Source organism: Streptomyces sp. SAI-170, from assembly GCF_049739565.1.
In the GTDB taxonomy this organism is placed as follows: domain Bacteria; phylum Actinomycetota; class Actinomycetes; order Streptomycetales; family Streptomycetaceae; genus Streptomyces.
Window position 1 is genome coordinate 3,780,896 of record NZ_JBMGQD010000001.1, and the last position, 22,978, is coordinate 3,803,873.

The 22,978-nt window shown below is 71.9% G+C and carries 20 protein-coding genes; 5 read left to right on the forward strand and 15 right to left on the reverse strand.

Annotated elements, in window-relative coordinates; translation table 11 throughout:
• Positions 1 to 12: 12 nt before the first annotated feature.
• Positions 13 to 792, reverse strand: a complete 780-nt coding sequence (locus tag RKD23_RS16855; RefSeq protein WP_424854406.1) for a M23 family metallopeptidase — start codon at positions 790 to 792, stop codon at positions 13 to 15.
• Between the two features lie 450 nt (positions 793 to 1,242).
• Between RKD23_RS16855 and RKD23_RS16860 the strand changes: the two genes are divergently transcribed.
• Both RKD23_RS16860 and RKD23_RS16865 read left to right on the forward strand, forming a co-directional pair.
• Positions 1,243 to 1,845, forward strand: coding sequence for an HAD family acid phosphatase (locus RKD23_RS16860; RefSeq protein ID WP_424854407.1), 603 nt, complete (start codon positions 1,243 to 1,245; stop codon positions 1,843 to 1,845).
• A gap of 55 nt (positions 1,846 to 1,900) precedes the next feature.
• The gene (locus RKD23_RS16865; RefSeq protein WP_424854408.1) at positions 1,901 to 4,843 is read left to right on the forward strand and encodes an NACHT domain-containing protein; all 2,943 of its coding nucleotides are present in this window, start codon (positions 1,901 to 1,903) and stop codon (positions 4,841 to 4,843) included.
• Between the two features lie 68 nt (positions 4,844 to 4,911).
• Here RKD23_RS16865 and RKD23_RS16870 read toward each other — a convergent pair whose 3' ends face one another.
• Complete coding sequence (locus tag RKD23_RS16870) at positions 4,912 to 7,437, reverse strand: ATP-dependent Clp protease ATP-binding subunit (protein WP_404038184.1); 2,526 nt, start codon at positions 7,435 to 7,437, stop codon at positions 4,912 to 4,914.
• A 430-nt stretch (positions 7,438 to 7,867) separates the two neighbouring features.
• On the opposite strand from RKD23_RS16870, the gene RKD23_RS16875 reads away from it, so the two are divergent.
• Positions 7,868 to 8,509: an SCO3374 family protein gene (locus RKD23_RS16875; protein ID WP_424854409.1), complete on the forward strand. Its 642-nt coding sequence runs from the start codon at positions 7,868 to 7,870 to the stop codon at positions 8,507 to 8,509.
• Here the strand turns inward: RKD23_RS16875 and RKD23_RS16880 are convergent.
• From RKD23_RS16880 to RKD23_RS16925, 10 genes are all read right to left on the reverse strand, one after another.
• Positions 8,488 to 8,823, reverse strand: coding sequence for a histone-like nucleoid-structuring protein Lsr2 (locus tag RKD23_RS16880; protein WP_424854410.1), 336 nt, complete (start codon positions 8,821 to 8,823; stop codon positions 8,488 to 8,490). The genes RKD23_RS16875 and RKD23_RS16880 overlap by 22 nt on opposite strands.
• A gap of 320 nt (positions 8,824 to 9,143) precedes the next feature.
• Positions 9,144 to 9,677, reverse strand: coding sequence for an amino-acid N-acetyltransferase (locus RKD23_RS16885; protein ID WP_399643590.1), 534 nt, complete (start codon positions 9,675 to 9,677; stop codon positions 9,144 to 9,146).
• Between the two features lie 9 nt (positions 9,678 to 9,686).
• A complete protein-coding gene (locus tag RKD23_RS16890; RefSeq protein WP_424854411.1) occupies positions 9,687 to 10,118 on the reverse strand; it encodes a BlaI/MecI/CopY family transcriptional regulator in 432 nt (143 codons plus the stop codon).
• Between the two features lie 184 nt (positions 10,119 to 10,302).
• The gene (locus RKD23_RS16895; protein WP_404038170.1) at positions 10,303 to 10,479 is read right to left on the reverse strand and encodes a hypothetical protein; all 177 of its coding nucleotides are present in this window, start codon (positions 10,477 to 10,479) and stop codon (positions 10,303 to 10,305) included.
• A gap of 81 nt (positions 10,480 to 10,560) precedes the next feature.
• Positions 10,561 to 11,208, reverse strand: a complete 648-nt coding sequence (locus RKD23_RS16900) for a hypothetical protein (RefSeq protein ID WP_424858258.1) — start codon at positions 11,206 to 11,208, stop codon at positions 10,561 to 10,563.
• Between the two features lie 148 nt (positions 11,209 to 11,356).
• Positions 11,357 to 12,154 (reverse strand): type III pantothenate kinase, encoded by a 798-nt coding sequence (locus tag RKD23_RS16905; protein WP_404038168.1) that lies wholly within the window; start codon positions 12,152 to 12,154, stop codon positions 11,357 to 11,359.
• Positions 12,155 to 12,170: 16 nt separating this feature from the next.
• Positions 12,171 to 13,139, reverse strand: a complete 969-nt coding sequence (gene nadC, locus RKD23_RS16910; protein ID WP_404038165.1) for a carboxylating nicotinate-nucleotide diphosphorylase — start codon at positions 13,137 to 13,139, stop codon at positions 12,171 to 12,173.
• A gap of 5 nt (positions 13,140 to 13,144) precedes the next feature.
• Positions 13,145 to 14,866 carry an L-aspartate oxidase gene (locus RKD23_RS16915; protein ID WP_424854412.1) on the reverse strand — a complete coding sequence of 574 codons (1,722 nt, stop codon included), beginning with the start codon at positions 14,864 to 14,866 and terminating at the stop codon, positions 13,145 to 13,147.
• Positions 14,863 to 15,855 (reverse strand): pantoate--beta-alanine ligase, encoded by a 993-nt coding sequence (panC, locus tag RKD23_RS16920; RefSeq protein ID WP_424854413.1) that lies wholly within the window; start codon positions 15,853 to 15,855, stop codon positions 14,863 to 14,865. Before panC ends, RKD23_RS16915 begins: the two co-directional genes overlap by 4 nt.
• Positions 15,852 to 16,787, reverse strand: coding sequence for a Rossmann-like and DUF2520 domain-containing protein (locus RKD23_RS16925; RefSeq protein ID WP_424854414.1), 936 nt, complete (start codon positions 16,785 to 16,787; stop codon positions 15,852 to 15,854). Before RKD23_RS16925 ends, panC begins: the two co-directional genes overlap by 4 nt.
• A 184-nt stretch (positions 16,788 to 16,971) precedes the next feature.
• Between RKD23_RS16925 and RKD23_RS16930 the strand changes: the two genes are divergently transcribed.
• Complete coding sequence (locus RKD23_RS16930) at positions 16,972 to 18,156, forward strand: threonine aldolase family protein (protein ID WP_424854415.1); 1,185 nt, start codon at positions 16,972 to 16,974, stop codon at positions 18,154 to 18,156.
• A 917-nt stretch (positions 18,157 to 19,073) separates the two neighbouring features.
• On the forward strand, positions 19,074 to 20,177 hold the full coding sequence (locus RKD23_RS16935; RefSeq protein ID WP_424854416.1) for a DUF5937 family protein: 1,104 nt from the start codon (positions 19,074 to 19,076) through the stop codon (positions 20,175 to 20,177).
• Between the two features lie 45 nt (positions 20,178 to 20,222).
• Here RKD23_RS16935 and RKD23_RS16940 read toward each other — a convergent pair whose 3' ends face one another.
• The 3 genes from RKD23_RS16940 to RKD23_RS16950 form a co-directional block, all read right to left on the reverse strand.
• A complete protein-coding gene (locus tag RKD23_RS16940; protein ID WP_424854417.1) occupies positions 20,223 to 20,855 on the reverse strand; it encodes an AAA family ATPase in 633 nt (210 codons plus the stop codon).
• A gap of 31 nt (positions 20,856 to 20,886) precedes the next feature.
• Entirely contained in the window at positions 20,887 to 21,558 is a 672-nt protein-coding gene (locus RKD23_RS16945) for a response regulator (protein WP_404038398.1), read from the reverse strand.
• A 91-nt stretch (positions 21,559 to 21,649) separates the two neighbouring features.
• Positions 21,650 to 22,852 (reverse strand): sensor histidine kinase, encoded by a 1,203-nt coding sequence (locus RKD23_RS16950; RefSeq protein ID WP_424854418.1) that lies wholly within the window; start codon positions 22,850 to 22,852, stop codon positions 21,650 to 21,652.
• Positions 22,853 to 22,978 lie beyond the last annotated feature (126 nt).

Here is a 22,978-nt window from a genome sequence, read left to right on the forward strand (position 1 = left end):
CCGTACGACAGGTCAGACGGTCAGGCCCTTGCCGCGCAGGAAGGCGACGGGGTCGACGGCCGTGCCGTAGTTCGGGGTGGTGCGGATCTCGAAGTGCAGGTGGGGGCCGCTGGAGTTGCCCGTGTTGCCGGACAGGGCGATGTGCTGGCCGGTGGCGACGATCTGGCCGATCTTGACGTCGATCCGGGACAGGTGGGCGTACTGCGAGTACGTGCCGTTGGCGTGCTTGATGACGATGGCGTTGCCGTAGGCGGGACCGTCACCGGCGCCGTTGCCGCCGGCCTTGACCACGGTGCCGCCGTGCGCGGCGGAGACCGGGGTGCCGGTCGGGACGGCGAAGTCCTGGCCGCTGTGGGTGGACTGCCACATGCCGCCGGCCTGCGCGAAGCTCGCGGTCTTGGTGTAGTGCTTCACCGGCGCGACCCAGGAGATCGCCTTCTTCGCGGCGGCCTTCTTGGCGGCAGCCTTCTTGGCCGCGGCCTTCTTGGCGGCAGCCTTCTTGGCCGCGGCCTGCTGCGCGGCGGCCTTGGCGGCAGCCGCCTTCTTCGCCGCGGCGGCCTGCGCCTTGGCGGCGGCCGCGGTCTTGGCGGCCTCGGCGGCCTTGGCCTGGGCGGCGGCCTGCGCCTGGACGGCACCGGCGGCGCTCGCGGCACTCGCGGACACCCCGGTGTCCGCGGCCATCGCGACCCCGGCTCCCATGACGGCCGACACCCCCAGCCCGGCGGCCAGGACGGCGGCGCGGGTGCGGAGCTTGGACGTACGGAAGGAGCGGGACGTGACGCGCTGGGACATCGAAACCTCATGCGGTGGGGAACAGGGGAACCACCCGGCACCGAGCGGCGTCCGGATGGCTGTTCCTTGGTAACCGGATCGCCCATCAACCCCCAAACGTGTGATCTACGACGGAAGCTAGTACCTCGGTCGGAATATCACGCTTCCTTGACAGAGCCCTCATTCGGGACGAATCGACCAGGATGCGGGGTCGAGCGCCCGGACCCAGGGCCGAAAGTCACTTCTTCAACCGCCAAGATCGCCACTATTCCCCCTAGTAACGGACAAATCGCCTGTGCGGCATGTCACCGGCGCGCCCACCCCGCTGACCTGCGGATGTGACGGGGGCTACGCGATTCCTACCCTCCGGTAACCTGACAGACCTCTCGACGCCACCCGACGAGGCGAGCATGCTCATGACACGTCGGTTGTGTACGGGACGCCGTACGCGCGTGAGAGGACCCCCCACAGATGACCGGACGACGCCCCGGGACACGTCGCGCCACCGCGACCGCCGCCACCGCGGCCGCCCTGCTGGCCCTGGCCACCCCCGCCGAGGCCACGACGGCCACCGCCGCGGATGTCGACTACGCGACCTGGCAACGGGACTGCCAGGCGGTGATGGACCAGGCGCTGCCCGACCTGAAGCAGCGCATCGCGAACACGAAGCCCGGCGAGAAGCAGGCGATCGTCTTCGACATCGACAACACCACCCTGGAGACCGACTTCGGCTTCAGCTACCCCCAGCCGGCCAACAGCCCGGTCCTGAAGGTCGCCGAGTACGCCCAGGAGCACGGCGTCGACCTCTTCTTCGTCACCGCCCGCCCGGGCATCATCTACGCGCCCACCGAGTGGAACCTGGAGTACCGCGGCTACGAGGTCTCCGGCCTCCACGTCCGCGGCTTCTTCGACCTGTTCAAGAACGTGGCCGACTACAAGACCGCCCAGCGCGTCGCCATCGAGAAGCAGGGCTACACGATCATCGCGAACATCGGCAACAGCGCCACCGACGTCTCCGGCGGCCACGCCGAGAAGACGTACAAGCTGCCGGACTACGACGGCCGGCTCTCCTGAACCAACTGCGGGTGATCTCACCCCCGTTGTGTACGGCGACGGGGGTGGGGCGCGGATGGAACCGGCGGTACTGGGCGGCAGGCTCGCGTCCTCGATGATCGCCCCGCTGGTCAGGAAACTCTTCCGGCCGGACGGCCCGGGCGCGGGCCTGGTCGACAAGCCGGTCCGTCTCTCCTCGCTGCTCTCCTTCAAGGGCGAGAAGCGCACGCTGACCGAGAAGGACGTCTCACGGCTCGCCGCGCAGCTGGTGGAGCGCGCCGTGGCCTCACCCGGCGAGCCGCCCTTCCCCTACGACGAGCAGGACGCGGTCACCGACGCCCTCGCCCGCCGCCTGCTCGCCCTCGGCGACCTGGACATGGACGACGTACAGGCCGTGCGCCTCGGCCACCGCGAGCTGGCGGCGCGCCTGCGCGGCGAACCCGACGGGCTGTCCACCGACGCGACCCACTTCCTCGACTCGGCGACGGAATGGGCCTGCCTGCACATCCTGGAGTTCTTCACCCGCCGGTCCACCTTCGTCGCCCGCACGCTGGTGGAACAGTCACGCGACCAGGCGGCCCTGATCGCCAAGGTCGACGAACTGCTGGCCCGCACCCCGCGCCCGCCGACGACGGACACCTCCTTCGAACGCCGCTATCTGGCGTACGTCGCCGAGCGCCACAACCACATCACCATCTACGGCCTCGACCTGCGCGACTCCCCCGACAGCTGGCCCCTGGAAGTGGCCTACCTGAGCCTGGAGGCGACGGCCGAGGAGACCGGCCTCGACGGGCCGGTGACCGGCGCGCCGGTCCACCTCCCGGCCGAGCACGCGCTGCGCGACCACGGCCGGGTCCTGCTGCGCGGGGACGCGGGCTCCGGCAAGACGACGCTGGTCCAGTGGCTGGCGGTGACCGCGGCACGGGACGGGACGCAGATCCCGTACGTCCTGCCTCTGCGGACCCTGATCCGTCGCGCCGCACTCCCCGCCCCGGCCGACTTCCTGACCGCGGTGGGCTGCCCGCTGACCCCGCCGGAGGGCTGGGCGGAACGCGTCCTGTGGGCCGGCCGGGGGCTGATTCTGGTCGACGGCCTGGACGAGATCCCGGCCCCCGACCGCCACCGCGCCCGCGACTGGCTCCTGGGCCTGATCAGCGCCTTCCCCGGCAACCGCTGGCTGATCACCTCCCGCCCCACGGCCGTACGGCAGGACTGGCTGGCCTCGGCCGGCTGCCGCGAAATGCTGCTGGCCCCGATGCGGCGCGGGGAGGTCGCGACGTTCGTGAGCCGCTGGCACCAGGCGGCAAGGGCCCCTGAGTACGAGGGTCCGCTCCTGGACTCCCTCCGCGTCAAACGCGACCTGGCCCGGCTGGCGACGAACCCGCTGATGTGCGGCCTGATCTGCGCCCTGCACCGGGAACGGCGGGGGTATCTCCCGACCGGCCGCAAGGAGCTCTACGACGCCGCCCTCGCCATGCTGCTCGCCCGCCGGGACCGGGAGCGGGGCATGGGCGCGGTGGACTCCGTCGACCTCGGCGAGGAGGCGCAGCTGGAGCTGCTGCAACGCCTGGCGTACGCGCTGGTGCTGAGCGGCCGCACGGAGATGGACACGGAGACGGCGGAGGGCATCGTGGAGCGCTGCCTGCCGACGATCGCCGCCCCGCCGGGGATGGACGCCCGCACGGTCCTTTCCCAGCTGTTGCTGCGCAGCGGCCTGCTCCGCCGCCCGGCCGAGGGCGTCGTCGACTTCGTCCACCGCACCTTCCAGGACTACCTGGGCGCACGGTACGCGGTGGAGGAGGGCCACCTCGACGTCCTCCTGAGCCACGCGGACGACGCCCAGTGGGAGGACGTCATCCGCATGGCAGTGGCCCACGCCCGCCCCCGCGAGCGCGCCTCGGTCCTACGCCGGCTCCTGGCACGGGAGACGCCCCGGCTGACCTTGCTGGCGCTGGCGTGCCTGGAGCATGCGGCGGCGGTGGATCCGGGGGTGCGGGGGGAGGTGGAGAGCCGGGCCGGGGCACTGGTCCCGCCCGGCACCAAGGACGACGCCAAGGCCCTGGCCGAGGCCGGCCCCTTGGTGCTGGAGCTGCTGCCGGGACCCGAGGGGCTGACGGACGAGGAGGCCCTGGCGGTGACGGTCACCGCATCCCTGCTGGCCGCGGAGGAGCCGGACGCGGCCTTGGCCGTGCTGCGCCGGTTCCGCGAGCACCCGTCCCTGGACGTACGGCGGCAGCTGGTGGGGACGTGGCATCGCTTCGACGCCGAGCTGTACGCCGGAGAGGTGCTGGACCACCTCGACCGGAACCGGTTGATCCTCACGTGCACGACGTCGGAGCAGGCAGCGGCGGTGCGGCTGATGCGCCCGTGGTGGGCGCTGACGTTGCAGGGGCTCGACGCGGAGAGCCTGCACCTCCTGGCGCCCACCTCGGTGGAACACGTGAGCCTGATCTTCCTCCGCGGGACCATCGACCCGTACGCGCTGAGGGGGGTCTTCCGGTCGCTGTCCGGTCTCCAGATCCTGGAATGCGACGGCGTCTCGAATCTGGCGGCTCTGGCGGAGCTGTCCCTGACCACGCTGAGGCTGGACAGCGACGCGAACCTCACCGGCCTCAACACGCTGCGCTCGTTGAGGCGGCTCTCCCTGCGGCTTCCCGCGGACCAGCAGCTTGCCGATCTGCTGCCTGTGGAGGCGCCGCTGGAATCCCTCCGCCTTACCGCACAGCGCAGCAGCCTGCCCGGTCCGCTGAGGGGGCTGAGCGCCTGGCACACCCTGAAAGAACTGGACCTTCACGGGGAAACGCTCTCCGACACGGACTGGGCGGAGATCGCGGCTCTGCCGGCGCTCGAAACGATCACGCTCCGCGGCCTCCCCCATGTTCCGGCTCACATCCTCGACCTGATCCCGCCCCTGAGGGGCGTGCGCCGAGTCAGCCTTCCCAATGTCGCCGAGGGGAGCGGGATGCCTGAGCTGAAGGCGGTGTTTCCGGAGGCGCGCTTCGACCACCTCCCCTTCTGACCCCGAGCACGCCGAAGGGGCCGGCACCTCGAAGGCGCCGGCCCCTTCTACCGCTCAACCCCGTAGGGTCACGCGTCCTTGCTCAGGTTGGGTCCAGCCCCACCCGCGGCCTGCTCGATCGGCGGGACGTCGGGGAGGGAGGACTTCTCCTCGCCGCGGAAGGTGAAGGTCTGGGCCTCGCCCTCGCCCTCGGTGTCCACGACGACGATGTGGCCCGGACGCAGCTCGCCGAAGAGGATCTTCTCCGACAGCGTGTCCTCGACCTCGCGCTGGATCGTGCGACGCAGGGGACGCGCGCCCAGCACCGGGTCGTAGCCCTTCTTGGACAGCAGCTCCTTGGCGGACTGGGAGAGCTCGATGCCCATGTCCCGGTCCTTCAGGCGCTCGTCCACCTTGCCGATCATCAGGTCGACGATCCGCAGGATGTCGGCCTGGGTCAGCTGCGGGAAGACGACCACGTCGTCGACGCGGTTGAGGAACTCGGGCCGGAAGTGCTGCTTGAGCTCGTCCGAGACCTTGTTCTTCATGCGCTCGTAGTTGGTCTTCGTGTCACCCGAGGCCGCGAAGCCCAGGTTGAAGCCCTTGGAGATGTCCCGGGTGCCGAGGTTGGTCGTCATGATGATGACCGTGTTCTTGAAGTCCACGACCCGGCCCTGGGAGTCGGTCAGGCGACCGTCCTCCAGGATCTGCAGCAGCGAGTTGAAGATGTCCGGGTGGGCCTTCTCGACCTCGTCGAACAGGACGACGGAGAACGGCTTGCGGCGGACCTTCTCGGTCAGCTGACCGCCCTCTTCGTAGCCCACGTAGCCGGGGGGCGAACCGAAGAGACGCGAGACCGTGTGCTTCTCGCTGAACTCCGACATGTCGAGGGAGATCAGCGCGTCCTCGTCGCCGAAGAGGAACTCGGCGAGCGCCTTGGACAGCTCGGTCTTACCGACACCGGACGGGCCGGCGAAGATGAACGAGCCACCGGGACGCTTCGGGTCCTTCAGACCGGCACGCGTACGGCGGATCGCCTTCGACAGCGCCTTGACGGCGTCGTTCTGGCCGATGACCCGCTTGTGGAGCTCGTCCTCCATGCGGAGCAGACGGGAGGACTCCTCCTCGGTCAGCTTGAAGACCGGGATGCCGGTGGCGGTCGCGAGGACCTCGGCGATCAGCTCGCCGTCGACCTCGGCGACGACGTCCATGTCGCCGGCCTTCCACTCCTTCTCCCGCTTGGCCTTGGCGGCGAGGAGCTGCTTCTCCTTGTCGCGCAGGGAGGCGGCCTTCTCGAAGTCCTGCGAGTCGATCGCGGACTCCTTGTCGCGGCGGACGCCGGCGATCTTCTCGTCGAACTCGCGCAGGTCCGGCGGCGCGGTCATCCGGCGGATGCGCATCCGGGAGCCGGCCTCGTCGATCAGGTCGATCGCCTTGTCCGGCAGGAAGCGGTCCGAGATGTAGCGGTCGGCCAGGGTGGCGGCCTGGACCAGCGCCTCGTCCGTGATGGAGACCCGGTGGTGGGCCTCGTACCGGTCGCGCAGACCCTTGAGGATCTCGATGGTGTGCGGCAGGGACGGCTCGGCGACCTGGATGGGCTGGAAGCGGCGCTCCAGGGCCGCGTCCTTCTCCAGGTGCTTGCGGTACTCGTCCAGCGTCGTCGCACCGATGGTCTGCAGCTCACCACGGGCCAGCATCGGCTTCAGGATGCTCGCGGCGTCGATCGCGCCCTCGGCGGCGCCCGCACCGACCAGCGTGTGCAGCTCGTCGATGAACAGGATGATGTCGCCGCGGGTGCGGATCTCCTTGAGCACCTTCTTCAGGCGCTCCTCGAAGTCACCGCGGTACCGGGAGCCGGCGACCAGGGCGCCGAGGTCCAGGGTGTAGAGGTGCTTGTCCTTGAGGGTCTCGGGCACCTCGCCCTTGACGATGGCCTGGGCGAGGCCCTCGACGACGGCGGTCTTGCCGACGCCGGGCTCACCGATGAGGACCGGGTTGTTCTTGGTGCGGCGGGACAGCACCTGCATGACCCGCTCGATCTCCTTCTCGCGCCCGATGACCGGGTCGAGCTTGGACTCACGAGCGGCCTGGGTGAGGTTCCGGCCGAACTGGTCGAGGACCAGGGACGTGGAGGGGGTGCCCTCGGCAGGACCGCCGGCGGTGGCGGTCTCCTTGCCCTGGTAACCGGAGAGCAGCTGGATCACCTGCTGCCGCACGCGGTTCAGATCTGCGCCCAGCTTGACCAGGACCTGGGCGGCGACGCCCTCGCCCTCACGGATCAGGCCGAGCAGGATGTGCTCCGTGCCGATGTAGTTGTGGCCCAGCTGAAGCGCCTCGCGGAGCGACAGCTCCAGCACCTTCTTGGCACGGGGGGTGAAGGGGATGTGGCCCGAGGGCGCCTGCTGGCCCTGGCCGATGATCTCCTCCACCTGCTGGCGGACCGCCTCGAGCGAAATCCCGAGGCTCTCAAGGGCCTTGGCGGCGACACCCTCACCCTCGTGGATCAGGCCCAGGAGGATGTGCTCGGTGCCGATGTAGTTGTGGTTGAGCATCCGGGCTTCTTCCTGAGCCAGGACGACAACCCGCCGCGCGCGGTCGGTGAACCTCTCGAACATCGTTAATCGCTCCTCAGAGCGGTCAGGCAGTGGGGGGAACTTCCCCTCCCTGTCCTTCCGCAGCTTAGTCCCGCAAGCGGGGACCGCTCATTCCAACTGCCGACACCGTCGATGGCCTCCTGACCCCTGACGCCGACATCTGCTCCAACCCGATGGTGCGAGACGATGTTCCCGCAGGCCAGGCAGTTACCCCACTCGCCACTACGCCGATGGCGAACGTGAGACGTCCTTTCCCGCGCGTCGCCCCCTCCCACTAGGGATGTCTTACCCGCTGGGACTGACACTCCATGCCGTGCGCCCCCTTTCCCTCCGCTACGGGCGAACAACCTTGCGCCTCCCCGCACGCCCACACGCCCCCTCGTCCGGCACTCTTCGCACACGTCGGAACACCCAGCGTAACTCCGGGGCTGTTTCGGCGGTTGCACTTGTCATGGTTGGCGCAGTCCCGCCGGCGACCCCGGCGCCTCCGGTCTCCCCGACGGTCCCGCTTCCCCGCCGGGCGCCCGAGGCGAGCGCCCATGTGCGGCGGTGGTACGAGAACGAACTGGGCTGGGCGACAGTGCCCGGGGATCCGGTACTACTTTCCGTAGGTCTGCGCTTCGACGTCCTGGACGTACCGATGGAGGCCGGAATCGCCGCCCTGCGGCATCTGCGGCCCGGTTCTCCGGTGGCCGTGTGCGGCGGGCGGATGTGGCTGCTGGCGGCCCCGGGGAGCGCCGAGGAGCTGCCCGGTCTGCTGGACTGGCTGGAGTGGGGCGCACTGTCCCCGGACGTCATGGCGATCGGTCCGGGCGGGCTCGTCCAGGCTCCGCCGCCCGCCGAGCCGGGCGCGGTCGCCGCGGGCCTGTCAGGGGCGGGTGCGCGACCGGGCCGGCCCGGTGCGCTGCAGGGGGCCGCTTGGCTGCGGCCCCCCGTGCCGGGGTGCGAGGTCGAGGCCTCGCTGCCGACGCTGTCGGCCCTGGGGGGCGTACAGGACGCCCCGGATCTCGTGCGGGTGGTGGAGACGGTGGCCACGCAGTGCCACCGGATCCGGCTGCGACGAGCGGGTGCTCAGCCGTTGGCCTTCTCGTAGGCCTCGCGAATGGACGCGGGAACGCGGCCGCGGTCGTTGACCTCGTAGCCGTTCTCCTTGGCCCACGCGCGGATCGCCGCGGTGTCCTGGCTGCCACCGGAAGCGGCACGCGCCTTTGCACGGCCACCCGAAGCGCGGCCACCGGTGCGCCGGCCACCCTTCACGTAGGGGTCGAGAAGGCTGCGCAGCTTGTCCGCATTGGCAGTCGTGAGATCGATCTCGTACGTCTTGCCGTCCAGCGCGAACGTCACGGTCTCGTCGGCCTCGCCGCCGTCGAGGTCGTCGACAAGAAGGACCTGAACCTTCTGTGCCACCGGATTTCCTTTCATCGAAAACGTGAGGGCCGGGGGTCAGGCGTCCGCCGTTTCGCCGCCCCCTCTTATATGCAGTACTGCAGTACGTCGGAAAGCAAACCGCTTTTGCTGGAAAAACACAAACCCCCGGGAGAGGACCGACGGTCCGCCCTCGCCCCGGAAACATGCGCGTTTCGGACATAGGGGAAGGCGGGCAAGGAGGGGGCCGGCAAGAATACCGCCGCCTTAGCCGACCGCATACCCCTGTGGATACTTCCGCGCATACCTCGTGGCATACCCGGCATAGCCGGGGCATAGGCCGGGCATAGACAGGAGGGCGATCACAGATGCAGAAGCATCCGGCTGTTGCCCAAGGTGTTCGGTTTCACTCGTTCGAGACCGAGGAACTCCGCGACGCCCTCGTCGTAAGAACGCAGCAGCTCTGCGTAGACATCGGTGTCGACGGGTGTCTCGCCGATCTCCACGAAGCCGTGCCTGCCGAAGAAGTCGACTTCGAAGGTCAGACAGAAAACCCGTCGAACGCCGAGCCAGCGCGCGGTCTCCAGCAACTTCTCCAGCACCCGGTGCCCGACGCCCGCGCCCTTCAGGCCCGGCCGCACCGCGAGGGTGCGGACTTCCGCGAGGTCTTCCCACATGACGTGCAGCGCACCGCAGCCGACCACCTCGGCGTTGTCGTCGCGTTCCGCGACCCAGAACTCCTGGATGTCCTCGTAAAGCGTCACGGTCGCTTTGTCGAGCAGGATGCCGTCTCGGACGTAGGCGTCAAGGAGTCGGCGCACGGCGGGGACATCGCTGGTCCGGGCCCGCCGGACGGTGATGGCTTTAGCGGAGACTTCGGGACTGGCTGCTGACATGAGCGGACGCTATCGCCCGTCGCCCTCCGGTGCCGAGCCGGGGTTGTCCTCGACGGTCTCTCGGGATGGTTCGACGGGTCGTACGGGTTCGGCGGCTTCCGCGGGTTCGACGGATTCCGGTCCTTGGACGATCCGTACGGCGTCCGCGAGAGCCTGGCGCTGTTCGTCGCTCATCATCCCGAAGAAGGCGACGAGAGCGGCGGCGGGGTTGTCGCTCTGCGCCCAGGCGTCGTTCATCAGGGCCGCGGCGTAGGCGGCGCGGGTGGAGACCGCCTCATATCGATAGGCCCGGCCTTCCGCCTCACGGCGCACCCAGCCCTTCTGATGGAGATTGTCCAAAACGGTCATCACCGTGGTGTAGGCGATCGACCGTTCCTGCTGAAGGTCTTCCAGGACTTCTCGAACGGTCACCGGGCGGTTCCACTTCCACACCCGCGTCATGACCGCGTCTTCGAGTTCTCCCAATGGGCGAGGCACAGCTCAGACAATAGTGGGAGATCACGGCGATCGCGTGACGGACGTGCGCGATGGCCGTCAAACCGCAACAAAAAGGGCGTACGGCTCGCCAGGTGGCCGCATCGGCCTCACCTGGCGGTCGTACGCCGCAGTGGTGCGCGCCCGAGGGTCAGGCGTCGGCGCCCGTGGCGGGACGGGCGTTCTCCACCCGCTGGAGCGCGGCGTCCACGGCCGCGTCCTCCTTGGCCTTCTGGGCGCCGCCCTGGGTCTTCACGATCACCCGGATCACGCCGATGAAGAACACTGCCATCACGACCGGGGGCAGCAGCGCGGAGAGGTAGTCCATGACTCCAGAGTAGCCACGCACACGCGTGTGCCCGCTCCGGGGTGGAGCGGGCACACGCACGGCACTCGGGCGGTGGCGCCCTCAGCCCGCGGCCATCTGCTGCGGCGGGCCGGCGGGCGGCTGCGGCTTGCGCCGCGGGAAGACCTCACCCGGCGTGGGAACGGGCCGACGGACCGGCTCGGAGGGGCCGGGCTTGGGCGCGGCGGGCTTGTCCGCGGGCCGCTCGGCGGGCTTCTCCCCCGGCTTCCTCTCGGGCGCCTCGGCGACGCCCGAACCCGCACGGCCGCCCGGCAGGGCGAGCAGCCGCGTACGGGACTGCGGCACCAGCGGGGCGGCGGCGAAGGCCGGGGCGGCGGTACGCCGGGCGAGACGCGCCCGTACGTCCTGCTCCGCGAGCACCTGGCAGCGCTCCAGCAGGGCCGCTGCGACGGGATTGCCGCGCAGGGCACGCAGCGCGGCGAGGTCGTCGGGCTCCGGGCGATGTCCCACCGCCAGCACCTCCTCCAGCAGCGCGAGATAGCCGGCCGCGGTGCCGGGCAGGGCGGCCCGGTAGCGGGCCAGATCGGCCACCAGGAACGCCCGCAGCCGGGCCCCCTCCCGCATCGCCTCGTCGAGCGATTCGGCGAGGCGATGGCAGTCCTGGACGTCCTGGGCCGAGACGGGACGGGGATGAAGGGCGAGGGCGAGAGCACGGCGGAGCACACGCAGCTCCTCCGCGCCGAACGCCATGCCGCCGCGGGATCCGTATGGCGTGGGCATGCGGCGACAATACGCGCTAATCAGACAAACAGGACCTTATTGGGGTCATGACACGCACGGACGCCCCCAAAGGGGCGCGGGGCTGTACCCAGATGCGTGGGCGCGACCGGCCCGTCACTCACATACGCGCCACGTTTCGCTCGTACACCAGCCGCAGCCCGATCAACGTCAGCCACGGCTCGTGCTCGTCGATCACCGAGGACTCCCCGAGCACCATGGGCGCGAGCCCGCCCGTGGCGATCACCGTCACGTCCTCGGGGTCCTCCGCGAGCTCCCGCGCCATCCGGCTCACCACACCGTCGACCTGGCCGGCGAACCCGTAGACGATCCCCGCCTGCATCGCCTCGACCGTGTTCTTGCCGATGACGCTGCGCGGGCGTGCCACCTCGATCTTGCGCAGCTGGGCGCCCTTGACGCCGAGCGCCTCGACGGAGATCTCGATGCCGGGCGCGATGACCCCGCCGACGTACTCCCCGCGCGCGGAGACCGCGTCGAACGTCGTCGCCGTACCGAAGTCGACGACGATCGCCGGGCCGCCGTAGAGGTCGACGGCGGCGACCGCGTTGATGATGCGGTCCGCGCCGACCTCCTTGGGGTTGTCGGTGAGGATCGGCACGCCCGTCTTCACGCCGGGCTCGACCAGGACCGCGGGGACGTCGCCGTAGTAGCGGCGGGTGACTTCGCGCAGCTCGTGCAGGACCGAGGGGACGGTCGCGCAGATGGCGATGCCGTCGATGCCGTCGCCCAGCTCGTCGCCGAGCAGCGGGTGCATGCCCATCAGGCCCTGGAGCAGCACGGCCAGCTCGTCGGCCGTGCGGCGGGCGTCGGTCGAGATCCGCCAGTGCTCGACGATGTCCTCGCCGTCGAACAGGCCGAGCACGGTGTGCGTGTTGCCTACGTCGATCGTCAGCAGCATGGCCGGTCCCGCTCCCTTACTCCGCCGCTCGCAGGTCCAGGCCGATGTCGAGGATCGGCGAGGAGTGGGTCAGGGCCCCGACCGCGAGGTAGTCCACGCCGGTGTCCGCGTACGCCTTGGCGTTGTCCAGGGTGAGCCGGCCCGACGCCTCCAGCGCGGCGCGGCCGTGCACCAGGGCGACGGCCTCCTCGCACTCGCCGGGCGTGAAGTTGTCCAGCAGGATCAGGTCCGCGCCCGCGTCGACGACCTCGCGCAGCTGGTGCAGGGTGTCGACCTCGACCTCGATCGGCACGTCCGGGAAGGCCTCCCGTACGGCCTTGAAGGCCTGGGCGACGCCGCCGGCCGCGACGACGTGGTTGTCCTTGACCAGGGCCGCGTCCGACAGGGACATGCGGTGGTTGACGCCGCCGCCGCAGCGCACGGCGAACTTCTCCAGCGAGCGCAGGCCCGGAGTCGTCTTGCGGGTGTCACGCACGCGTGCCGAGGTGCCTTCCAGGGCGTCGGCCCACGCGCGCGTGGCGGTGGCGATGCCGGACAGGCGGCACAGCAGGTTGAGCGCGCTGCGCTCGGCGGTGAGCAGGTCGCGGGTGCGGGTGGTGACCGACAGCAGCTTCTGCCCGGCCTCCACGCGGTCGCCGTCCTCGACGTGCCGCTCGACCTCGAACTCGTCGGCGGCGACGATCGACACGACCGCCTCGGCGACCCGGAGGCCCGCCACGACGCCCGCCTCACGGGCGACGAAGTCGGCGGTGGCCACCGCGTCCTCGGGGATGGTCGCGACGGTCGTCACATCGACGCCGCCGGCCAGGTCCTCCTGGATGGCGACGTTGGCGATGTCCTCGATCTCCACGGGATCGAGCCCGGCGTCGGCCAGCAGCTGGGCGAGGGCGGGGTCGAGCCCGCTCTCCAGGTACTCCGCGTCGCCGCAGGCGCAGCCGTCGCCGCAGCCGCCTTCGTCGGCGAGGGGAAGGTCGGTGTCGCTCACTTCTGTCACTGCTCCTGAGAAGGCCGGTGCTGCCGGGTCGGGGGAAAGTCTGCGGTGTCGGTGGTGTGCACGGCGAGCGTGCGGTCCGGATTCAGCCGTACGACGATATGGCGGCGCCAGTTCGCGTCGTCGCGGTCGGCGGCGTCCTCGCGCCAGTGGCAGCCGCGCGTCTCCTCGCGCAGCCGGGCGGCGGCCACCAGGACACGGCCCACGCACAGGAGGTTGGTGGCCTCCCAGGTGTCGACGCCGGGCTCGGCGGTCTTGCCGTTCTCGTCGAGGGCGTCGCGGGCCTCGCTGTGCAGCCGCTGGAGCTGCTCGGCGGCCTGCTGGAGGGACTCGGCCGAGCGCAGGACGCCCGCGCCCGCGGTCATGATCCGCTGGATGGCGAACCGGGCCTCGGCGGGCTGGAGCGGGTGCTCCGGCGTCTGCGGGTACGGCACGGGTTCGGGCACGCGCGCGTGGAGGGTGTTCTCCGCGTGGCTCGCGGCGATGTCGGCGGCGATGCGCTCGGCGTAGACCAGGCCCTCCAGCAGGGAGTTGGAGGCGAGCCGGTTGGCGCCGTGCACACCGGTGCAGGCGACCTCGCCGCAGGCGTACAGGCCGGGGACGGTCGTACGGCCGTGGGAGTCGGTGCGGACGCCGCCGGAGGCGTAGTGGGCGGCCGGGGCGACCGGGACGGGCTCGGTGACCGGGTCGATGCCGTGGGCGCGGCAGGCGGCGAGGATCGTCGGGAAGCGGTGCTCCCACATCTCGGCGCCGAAGTGCCGGGCGTCGAGGTACATGTGCTCGGCGTCCTGCTCCAGCATGCGTCGCGTGATGCCCTTGGCGACGATGTCGCGGGGCGCGAGCTCGGCCAGTTCGTGCTGGCCGACCATGAAGCGCACCCCGTCGGCGTCCACCAGGTGCGCGCCCTCGCCCCGTACGGCCTCGGAGACCAGCGGCTGCTGGCCCTCCGCGTCCGGGCCGAGGAACAGCACGGTCGGGTGGAACTGCACGAACTCCAGGTCGGAGATCTCCGCGCCCGCGCGCAGGGCGAGGGCCACGCCGTCGCCGGTGGACACGGACGGGTTGGTGGTGGCTGAGAAGACCTGGCCCATGCCGCCGGTCGCCAGGACCACGGCCGGCGCGTGCACGGCGCCCACGCCGTCGTGCTGGCCCTCGCCCATCACATGCAGGGTGACCCCGGCCGTACGGCCGTCGGCGTCGGTCAGCAGGTCCAGGACCAGCGCGTTCTCGACGGTGCGCAGGCCACGCGCGCGTACCGCCTCGACCAGGGCGCGGGAGATCTCCGCGCCGGTCGCGTCGCCGCCCGCGTGGGCGATACGGCGGCGGTGGTGGCCGCCCTCGCGGGTCAGCTCGATGCCGCCCTCGTCGTCGGTGTCGAACTCCGCGCCGGTCGCGATCAGCCGGCGTACGGCGTCGGGGCCCTCGGTGACGAGGATGCGCACGGCCTCCTCGTCGCACAGGCCGACGCCCGCGACCAGGGTGTCGTCGAGGTGCTGCTCGGGGGTGTCGCCCTCGCCGAGGGCCGCGGCGATGCCGCCCTGGGCCCAGCGGGTGGAGCCGTCGTCGAGGCGGGCCTTGGTGACCACGACCGTGGTCAGCCCGGCGGCCTCGCAGCGCAGGGCCGCGGTCAGGCCCGCCACGCCGGAGCCCACCACGACCACGTCGGCGTCGATCGACCAGCCCGGCGCGGGCGCGTGCAGTCGTATGCCTGTGCTCGTCACGGGGCGGCTCCGAAGGTGAGGGGCAGGTTGTCGATCAGCCGGGTCGTGCCGACCCGGGCGGCGACGGCGAGGACCGCCTCGCCGGTGAAGTCGTCGTCGATCTCGGTGAAGTCGGCCGGGTCGACGAGCGCGAGGTAGTCCAGCTCCAGCGGCGGCTCGACGCGGGCGGCCTCGTCCAGGACCAGGCGGGCGGCCGCGCGGACGGCGGAGGCCGCGCCCGGTACGGCCTGGGCGACGGCGTGCGCGTCGGCGGCCGCGCGGGACTCCCCTATGGCGCTGAGCGCCTCGGCACGCGCGTGCGTGGCGGGCACGGCCAGGGCACGCGCGCGCAGGGCCTCCTGCGCGGCGTGCCGGTCACGCCCGGCGAACAGCGCGCGGGACAGCGCGAGCGCGGTACGCCGCTCCTTGGGGGACAGATAGCGGTTGCGGCTGGACAGCGCCAGACCGTCCTCCTCGCGCACGGTCGGCACGCCGACGATCTCCACGCCGAAGTTCAGGTCGCGGACCATGCGCCGGATCAGGGCGAGCTGCTGGGCGTCCTTCTGCCCGAAGAACGCCACGTCGGGCCGGGTGAGGTGGAGCAGCTTGGCGACGACGGTGAGCATGCCGTCGAAGTGGCCGGGCCGCGAGGAACCCTCCAGGCGCTCGCCCATCGGGCCCGCGGTGATGCGCACTTGCGGCTCGCCGCCCGGGTAGACCTCCTCGACCGAGGGCGCGAACACCACGTCCGCCCCGGCCTGCTCGCAGACCTTCAGGTCGGCGTCCAGGGTGCGCGGGTAGCGGTCGAGGTCCTCGCCCTTGCCGAACTGCAGCGGGTTGACGAAGACGGTGACGACGACCTCGCCGTCGGGCCCGGCGACCTCGCGCGCGGTGCGGATCAGGGTGGCGTGGCCCTCGTGCAGGGCGCCCATGGTCATCACCACGGCGCGGCGGCCCGCACGCGCGCGTGCGGACAGTTCGGCGGCGGTGCGCTGCAGGGTGATGGTCATCGGGCGTCTCCTTCGGCGCCGTAGCTCCTGGCCTCGTTCGCGAGTACCCCGAGCAGGTCCTCGGCGAGCTCCGCCTTCAGCAGGCCGGACGCGAGCGCCCGGTCCGCGGTCGCGCGGGCCATCGCCAGATAGCCGGCGACCGTCGTCGGCGCGTGCTTGCGCAGCTCGCTCACATGCGCGGCGACCGTGCCCGCGTCCCCGCGCGCTACCGGCCCCGTCAGGGCCGCGTCACCGGAGCGCAGGGCGTTGTCCAGGGCGGCGCCGAGCAGCGGGCCGAGCATCCGGTCGGGGGCGGCGACACCGGCGGTGCGCAGCAGCTCCATGGACTGGGCGACCAGCGTGACCAGGTGGTTCGCGCCCAGGGCGAGGGCCGCGTGGTAGAGCGGGCGGTTGTCCTCGGCGATCCACTCCGGCTCACCGCCCATCTCGATCACCAGGGCCTCGGCGGCCATCCGCAGCTCCTCGGGCGCGGTCACGCCGAACGAGCAGCCCGCCAGGCGCTGCACGTCGACGGGGGTGCCGGTGAACGTCATCGCCGGGTGCAGGGCCAGCGGCAGCGCGCCCGCGCGCAGGGCGGGGTCGAGCACCTTGGCGCCGTAGCGGCCGGAGGTGTGCACCAGGAGCTGGCCCGGGCGCACGGCGCCGGTGTCGGCGAGGCCCTGGACCAGACCGGGCAGGGTGTCGTCGGGGACGGTGAGCAGAACCAGGTCGGCGCGCTGGAGCACCTCGGCCGGCGGCACGACCGGCACGTCGGGCAGCATGTCGGCAGCCCGGCGCCGGGAGGCGTCGGATACGGCGGAGACGGCCACCGGGTGATGCCCGGCGAGCTGCAGGGACGCGGCGAGGGCGGGGCCCACGCGGCCGGCGCCGACGACGCCGACGGCGAGCCGCGCGGGGCGGTCCTTCGGGTCTGGTTGTTGGACTGTACTCACGCGACCGTGGCCTTCCCGTTCCAGTCCGCTCGGGGTACCGGACGATTTCTCGTCATGTTAACGCGATCGTGTCGAGGGGTGTCCGGTCATCCACAGGCTGTGGGTTTCGCCACGTCGCCCGCGCGCGTGAGGGGGAGGTGAAATCCCGGTGCCCGCTCGGGCCGGAGAAGGCATGATCCCGCGCATGAGCGACGTGGCGGAACACGAGGGCGAGCAGGACACACGATCGGCCGAGGAGCGGCTGCGCGACCGGCGCGACGCCGCGTACCGGCACGCGCGCGTGCTGTCGCGGCCCGGCTTCGGCGACTCGGTCCGCGCGCGGCTCGCCTGGCTGCAGGAGGCCGCGCCCGAGGTGTACGACCTGGACGAGCGCGCGGACATGTACGGCGACCGGATCGTGGAGGCCCTGGAGGAGCGGGTCGCGGGGCTCCTTGGCCAGGAGGCGGCGGCGTTCTTCCCGACCGGCACCATGGCCCAGCAGGTGGCGCTGCGCTGCTGGGCGGGCCGTACGGGCACGCCCACGGTCGCCCTGCACGGCCTGTCCCACCCGGAGGTGCACGAACGGGACGCGTTCAGCCTGGTCAGCGGGTTGCGCCCGCTGCGGCTGACCTCCGAGTCACGGCTGCCCAGCGCCGCGGAGGTGCGGGACTTCGAGGAACCCTTCGGGACGCTGATGCTGGAACTGCCCCTTAGGGACGCCGGTTTCCTGCTGCCCACCTGGGAGGAGCTGACCGAACTGGTGGGCGCCGCGCGCGAGCGGGAGGCGGTCGTCCACTTCGACGGGGCGCGCCTGTGGGAGTCCACCGAGCACTTCGGCCGGCCCCTGGAGGAGATCGCGGGCCTCGCCGACACCGTCTACGTCTCGTTCTACAAGTCCCTCGACGGCTTCGGCGGCGCCGCACTCGCCGGCCCGCGGGCCCTCGTCGAGGAGGCGAAGGCCTGGCGGCACCGGTACGGCGGCATGATCTTCCAGCAGTTCCCGACCGTCCTGTCGGCACTGATCGGCCTGGACCGGGAGCTGCCGCGCCTGCCCGAGTATGTGCGCCACGCGCGTGTGGTCGCCGCCGCACTGCGCGACGGCTTCGCCGCGGCGGGCGTGCCCTGGGCGCGGATTCACCCCGAGGTGCCGCACATCCACCAGTTCCAGCTCTGGCTGCCGTACGACGCCCCGGTGCTCGCGGAGACGGCCGTACGCCAGGCCGAGGAGACCGGCACGTTCCTGCTGCCCGCGGGCTGGCAACCGGGCGGCCCGGGGCTGGCCTTCACGGAGGTGACCGTGCGGTCGGCGGGGCTGGAGTGGACGGCGGACGACGTGAAGGAGGCGGCGGCGGACTTCGCGGCGCGGCTGGTGGGCGGGGGTGGGCGGTAGGAGGGGTGGGGGCGAGCGGTAGGAGGGGCGGGCGGTAGAAGGGGCGGGGCGGACGGTAGGGCGGTCGGTCGGGGCCGGTGGCGGTGGGGCTCGGAGTGGTCGGGCCCGGCGCGCGGGCTCGAGGCGCGGCCCGGGTGAGGGCGGTCGGGTGCGGGGCGCTTTCGGGTGGGGCGGTCGGGCCCGGGGCGCGGCCGGGCGGGGGCGGTCGGGCCCGGGGCGCGGCCGGGCGGGGGCGGTCGGGCCCGGGGCGCGGCCGGGCGGGGGCGGTCGGGCCCGGGGCGCGGCCGGGCGGGGGCGCTCGGGTGCGGGGCGCTCGGACTCGGGGCGCGGCCGGGTGGGGGCGCTCGGGTGCGGGGTGCTTTCGGGTGGGGCGGTCGGCCCGGGGCGCTTTCGGGCTGGGCATGCGGTGGCTCGGAGGGCTCACGTCGCCCATGACACGCGTCCGCTTCGCGCCTGCGGGTGCGCCCGTATCAGGCCAGCAGCACGCGCCCGCTGACGCCCGTGGACGGGCCCGCGTAGAGCCCGCGGCACGCGTCCGCTTCCCGGCCGTGGTCGAGACCACGTAAGCCCCGAGGTACGCGGCCCCTTCGCGCCCGCGGGCGAGACCGCATAAGGTCCGCGGCACGCGCCCGCTCACGCCCGTGGACGAGCCCGCGTAAAGCCCGCGGCACGCGCCCCCTTCCGGGCCCTGGTCGAGCCCGCACAAGCCCCGCGGCGCGCGCCCCCTTCGCGCCCGCGGGCGAGACCGCGCAAGGCCCGCGGCACACACCCCCTTCGCGCCGGTCACGCGCCCCCTTCAGCCCGTACAGCCACCCCAGCGCCCCCGGACCGCGCCTGTTCAGAACAGCTGTCGCGTCGATTGACGGGTGGCGTCAATCGACGGCCGCGTTGTCAGTGGTGGGGTGCACCATGAGGGCATGAGCGTGAGCATCGATGTCACGGGCCTGCGGCCGGAGAGGGTCGCCTTCGTGCCCTCGCCCCTGGCCGAGCTCGGCATGGCGCTGCACGCCCTGTCCGAGCCGGCCCACCACCCCGGCCTGCAGGGCTGGGCCACTGGCGTCACCGCGCGGCTGGACCCGCACCTGGCCGACCGGATGTGCGAGGCCGACTTCCTGTGGCGGACGACGTTCTCGGACCTGTTCCTGCCGTTCGCGGGCCTGCCCGGCGGCGCGCTCCCGGGCGCCACGCTCGCCGAGGAGCTGGACCTGCTGGACAAGCTGACCGACGAGCAGTTCGTGGACGCGGCCCTCGAGTTCACATGCATGTCCCAGTACGACACCCAGATCCCGGACATCCTGTCGAACCCCGAGGTGCGCCGCAGGGCGCTGGAGACCGCATCCTCCCGCGGCCCCCAGCAGGTGCGCTTCACCAGACGTCTGCTCGACGACCCGCCCGCCGTGCGCGCCTGGCTGCGCCGCTTCCTTCAGGACTGCGACGAGGCCTTCTTCGCCGAGACCTGGTCGCGGCTGAGCCTGCAGCTGGCGGCGGACGCCCGGCACAAGACCGACGTGCTGCGCCGCCGCGGCCTGGCCGAGGCGCTGGCCGCGGTGTCCCCGGCGCTGACGCTGGACAAGGACGCCGGCCGGATCGTCGTGGACAAGGTCGTCGAGGGCCGTGCCGCCGCCGGTGCCGACGGTCTGCTCCTGGTGCCGACGAGCCTGGGCCGGCCGCATCTGAACGTGCTGCACCGCTACGGCTGGCAGCCCCTGCTCCACTACCCCGTCGGCTCGCCCGAGCTGTCCTGTCCGCCGTCCGTCGAGGAACTCACCCTGCGCATGACCGCGCTGTCCCACCCGGTGCGCATGCGCCTGTGCCGTCACCTGGCCCGCAGCGCGTACACCACCAGCGATCTGGCGCAGGTCCACGGCATGACCGCCCCCGAGATATCCCGGCACCTCGGGGTGCTGAAGAAGGCGGGGCTGGTCACCACCCGCCGGCGCGGGCGCTATGTGCTGCACCAGCTCGACGTCTCCATGGTGGCGCGACTGGGCAGCGACTTCCTGGAGGGCATCCTCCGGTAGCCGCGCGGTTCTGTCGCCCCCTCAGTCCCACCGTTGCCGGAGCCGTCAGTCGAAGCGGATGTGCCGGATCCCCACCCGCGCCTGCCGCAGCCGATTGCGCAGCGTGCCCGCGGTGTTGGGCCGTAGGGTCAGCCCGGCCAGCACCGCGATGCGGTCGGCCGTCCTGGGCACGGTGGTGTGGTCGGTCCACAGATGCTCGGCGAACTCCGGCTCGCTCAGCCGTTCCAGGCACCGGTCGAGCTGGGAGACGGCCCAGCTCTCCCGGCGCAGGCCCGTGTTCTTCCCGGCGACGTACTGAAGGAGGTGCCCGAAGCCGCGCTCACGCAGCCGCTGCAGCACGGTCTCGCGTTCGGCGAGGAGCGTGAAGTGGCGTACGTCGTGCCCCAGTTCGCGCAGACGGCCCACTGTCTCGGCGAAGTACTCGGGGTCGGTGACCGTCATCGGCGCGATCACCACGCCGTCGTGCTTGGTCAGGGCGAGGTCGAGGACCTCCACGACCCCCGCCCGCCAGGACGCCAGATCCTGGAAGTCTCCGCGCAGTTCGGGCGGGAGCATGCGGCGCAGGCCGAAGCCCGCGTGCTCGGGGTCGCAGATGACGCTGCCCGGAAGCCGGCGCTGGATCTCGTGTGCGGTCTGTGTCTTGCCGCCCCCGAAGGGGCCGTTGATCCACAGGAGCATGCGCAGAAGGTACCGGCGCGAGGGACGTCCGTCAGCCCTGTCCGCCCGCTCGCACGAGCCCCGTCTCGTAGGCGAGGACGACCACCTGCACCCGGTCCCGCAGGCCGAGCTTGGTCAGGATGCGGCCGACGTGCGTCTTCACGGTCGCCTCGGACAGCACGAGACGGGCGGCGATCTCGCCGTTGGACAGGCCCTGCGCGACCAGCACCATGACCTCGCGCTCGCGGTCGGTGAGCCGCTCCAGCTCCTTGTGCCGGGGCTCGCCGCCGGTGGCGGGCAGCATCGGCGCGAAGCGGTCGAGCAGCCGGCGCGTGGTCGAGGGGGCCACGACCGCGTCACCGCTGTGCACGGAGCGGATGGCGGCGAGGAGTTCGCCGGGCGGCACGTCCTTGAGCATGAAGCCCGAGGCGCCCGCCTTCAGCCCCGAGAAGGCGTACTCGTCGAGGTCGAAGGTGGTCAGGATGAGCACCTTGGGCGGGTTGGGGTCCGAGCAGATGCGGCGAGTGGTCTCCACGCCGTCCAGCTTCGGCATGCGTACGTCCATCAGCACCACGTCGACGGCGGTGGAGCGCAGCACCTGGAGGGCCTCGACGCCGTCGCCCGCCTCGGCGACGACCTCCATGTCCGGCTGGGCGGCGAGCACCATCCGGAAACCGGTGCGCAGCAGCACCTGGTCGTCGACGAGCATCACGCGGATCGTCATCGGGTCCTCTTCCGTCTGTCTCACGTAGGGGTCCTGCGTCTGTCTCACGCAGGGGGGTCTGACAGGTGTCAACAGGGGGCGTGCGGCGGCGTCAGTGCGCCGGTTTGAGCGGGAGCAGCGCGCTGATGCGGAATCCTCCGCCGGGACGCGGGCCCGCGTCCAGCGTGCCGCCGACCATGCCGATGCGCTCGCGCATGCCGATCAGGCCGTGGCCCTGTCCGTCGGCGCCGCCCTCCTCGTACAGCTCGTGCGGGGCGCCCTTGCCGTCGTCCTCGACGAGCAGGCCGAGGCCGTCGTCGAAGTAGACGAGCCGTACGCTCGCGCCGGCGTTCGGGCCGCCGTGCTTGCGCGTGTTGGTGAGCGCCTCCTGCACGATCCGGTACGCCGTGAGTTCGACGCCGCTGGGCAGCGGGCGCGGGGTGCCCTCGATCTTGAAGTCGACGGGCAGTCCGGAGCCCCGGCACTGCTCGACCAGGTCCTCGATCTGCTCCACGTCGGGCTGCGGCACGTACTCCCCGGCCTCCTGGTGCTCGCCGGTGCGCAGCACGCCCAGCAGGCGGCGCATCTCGGCGAGGGCCTGGCGACCGGTGGAGGAGATCGTCTCCAGGGCCTTCTTGGCCTGGTCGGGAGCCGCGTCGAGGACATAGGCGGCGCCGTCGGCCTGCACCACCATCACCGAGACGTTGTGGGCGACGACGTCGTGCAGCTCGCGTGCGATCCGGGCGCGCTCGGCGGCGACCGCGACCTTCGCCTGCGCCTCGCGCTCCTTCTCCAGGCGGGCCGCACGCTCCTCCAGCTGCGCGAAGTAGGCGCGGCGGGTGCTCAGCGAGTCGCCGAGCACCCAGGCGAGGGCGAACGGCACCGTCTGGAACACGGCGATCGCCAGGTTGCCGGCCGTGCTGGTGTCCGGGTCGTGCCAGCGGATCTGCGCCAGGGGCGCGGCGGCCAGACCGCCGACCAGGCCGAAGCGGCGGGCCCAGGTCGCGCCGGTGGCGGCCACGGTGTAGACGATCACCAGCATCGCGAAGTTCGCGACGGTGGTCGACACGTTCAGCACCAGCTGCGCGACCCCGACCAGGCCGGCCAGGACCAGCATCTTCTCCGGCATACGGCGGCGCAGCGCGACGACGAGGCTCAGGAGCAGCGACACCGAGACGATCCCCCCCGGCGCGTCGTTGCCGGGGCTGTCCCCCTCGACCGATCCGCCCACCACCGAGAGCCCGAACAGGACGATCGCCCAGAAGGTGTCGACCCCGGTCGGGTGCCTGCGGAGGAAGTCATAGAGGCGCTGCACGTAACCCAGAGTAGGGAAGCGCGAAGTGTGCCGGGGTCAACCGGAGGGCCGATCCGCGCCCGCCCCGTGTACTCCGCAAGGTGGAGGCCCCGCTCCCCTGTGCGTTTAGCCTGACGGCGTGAAGGC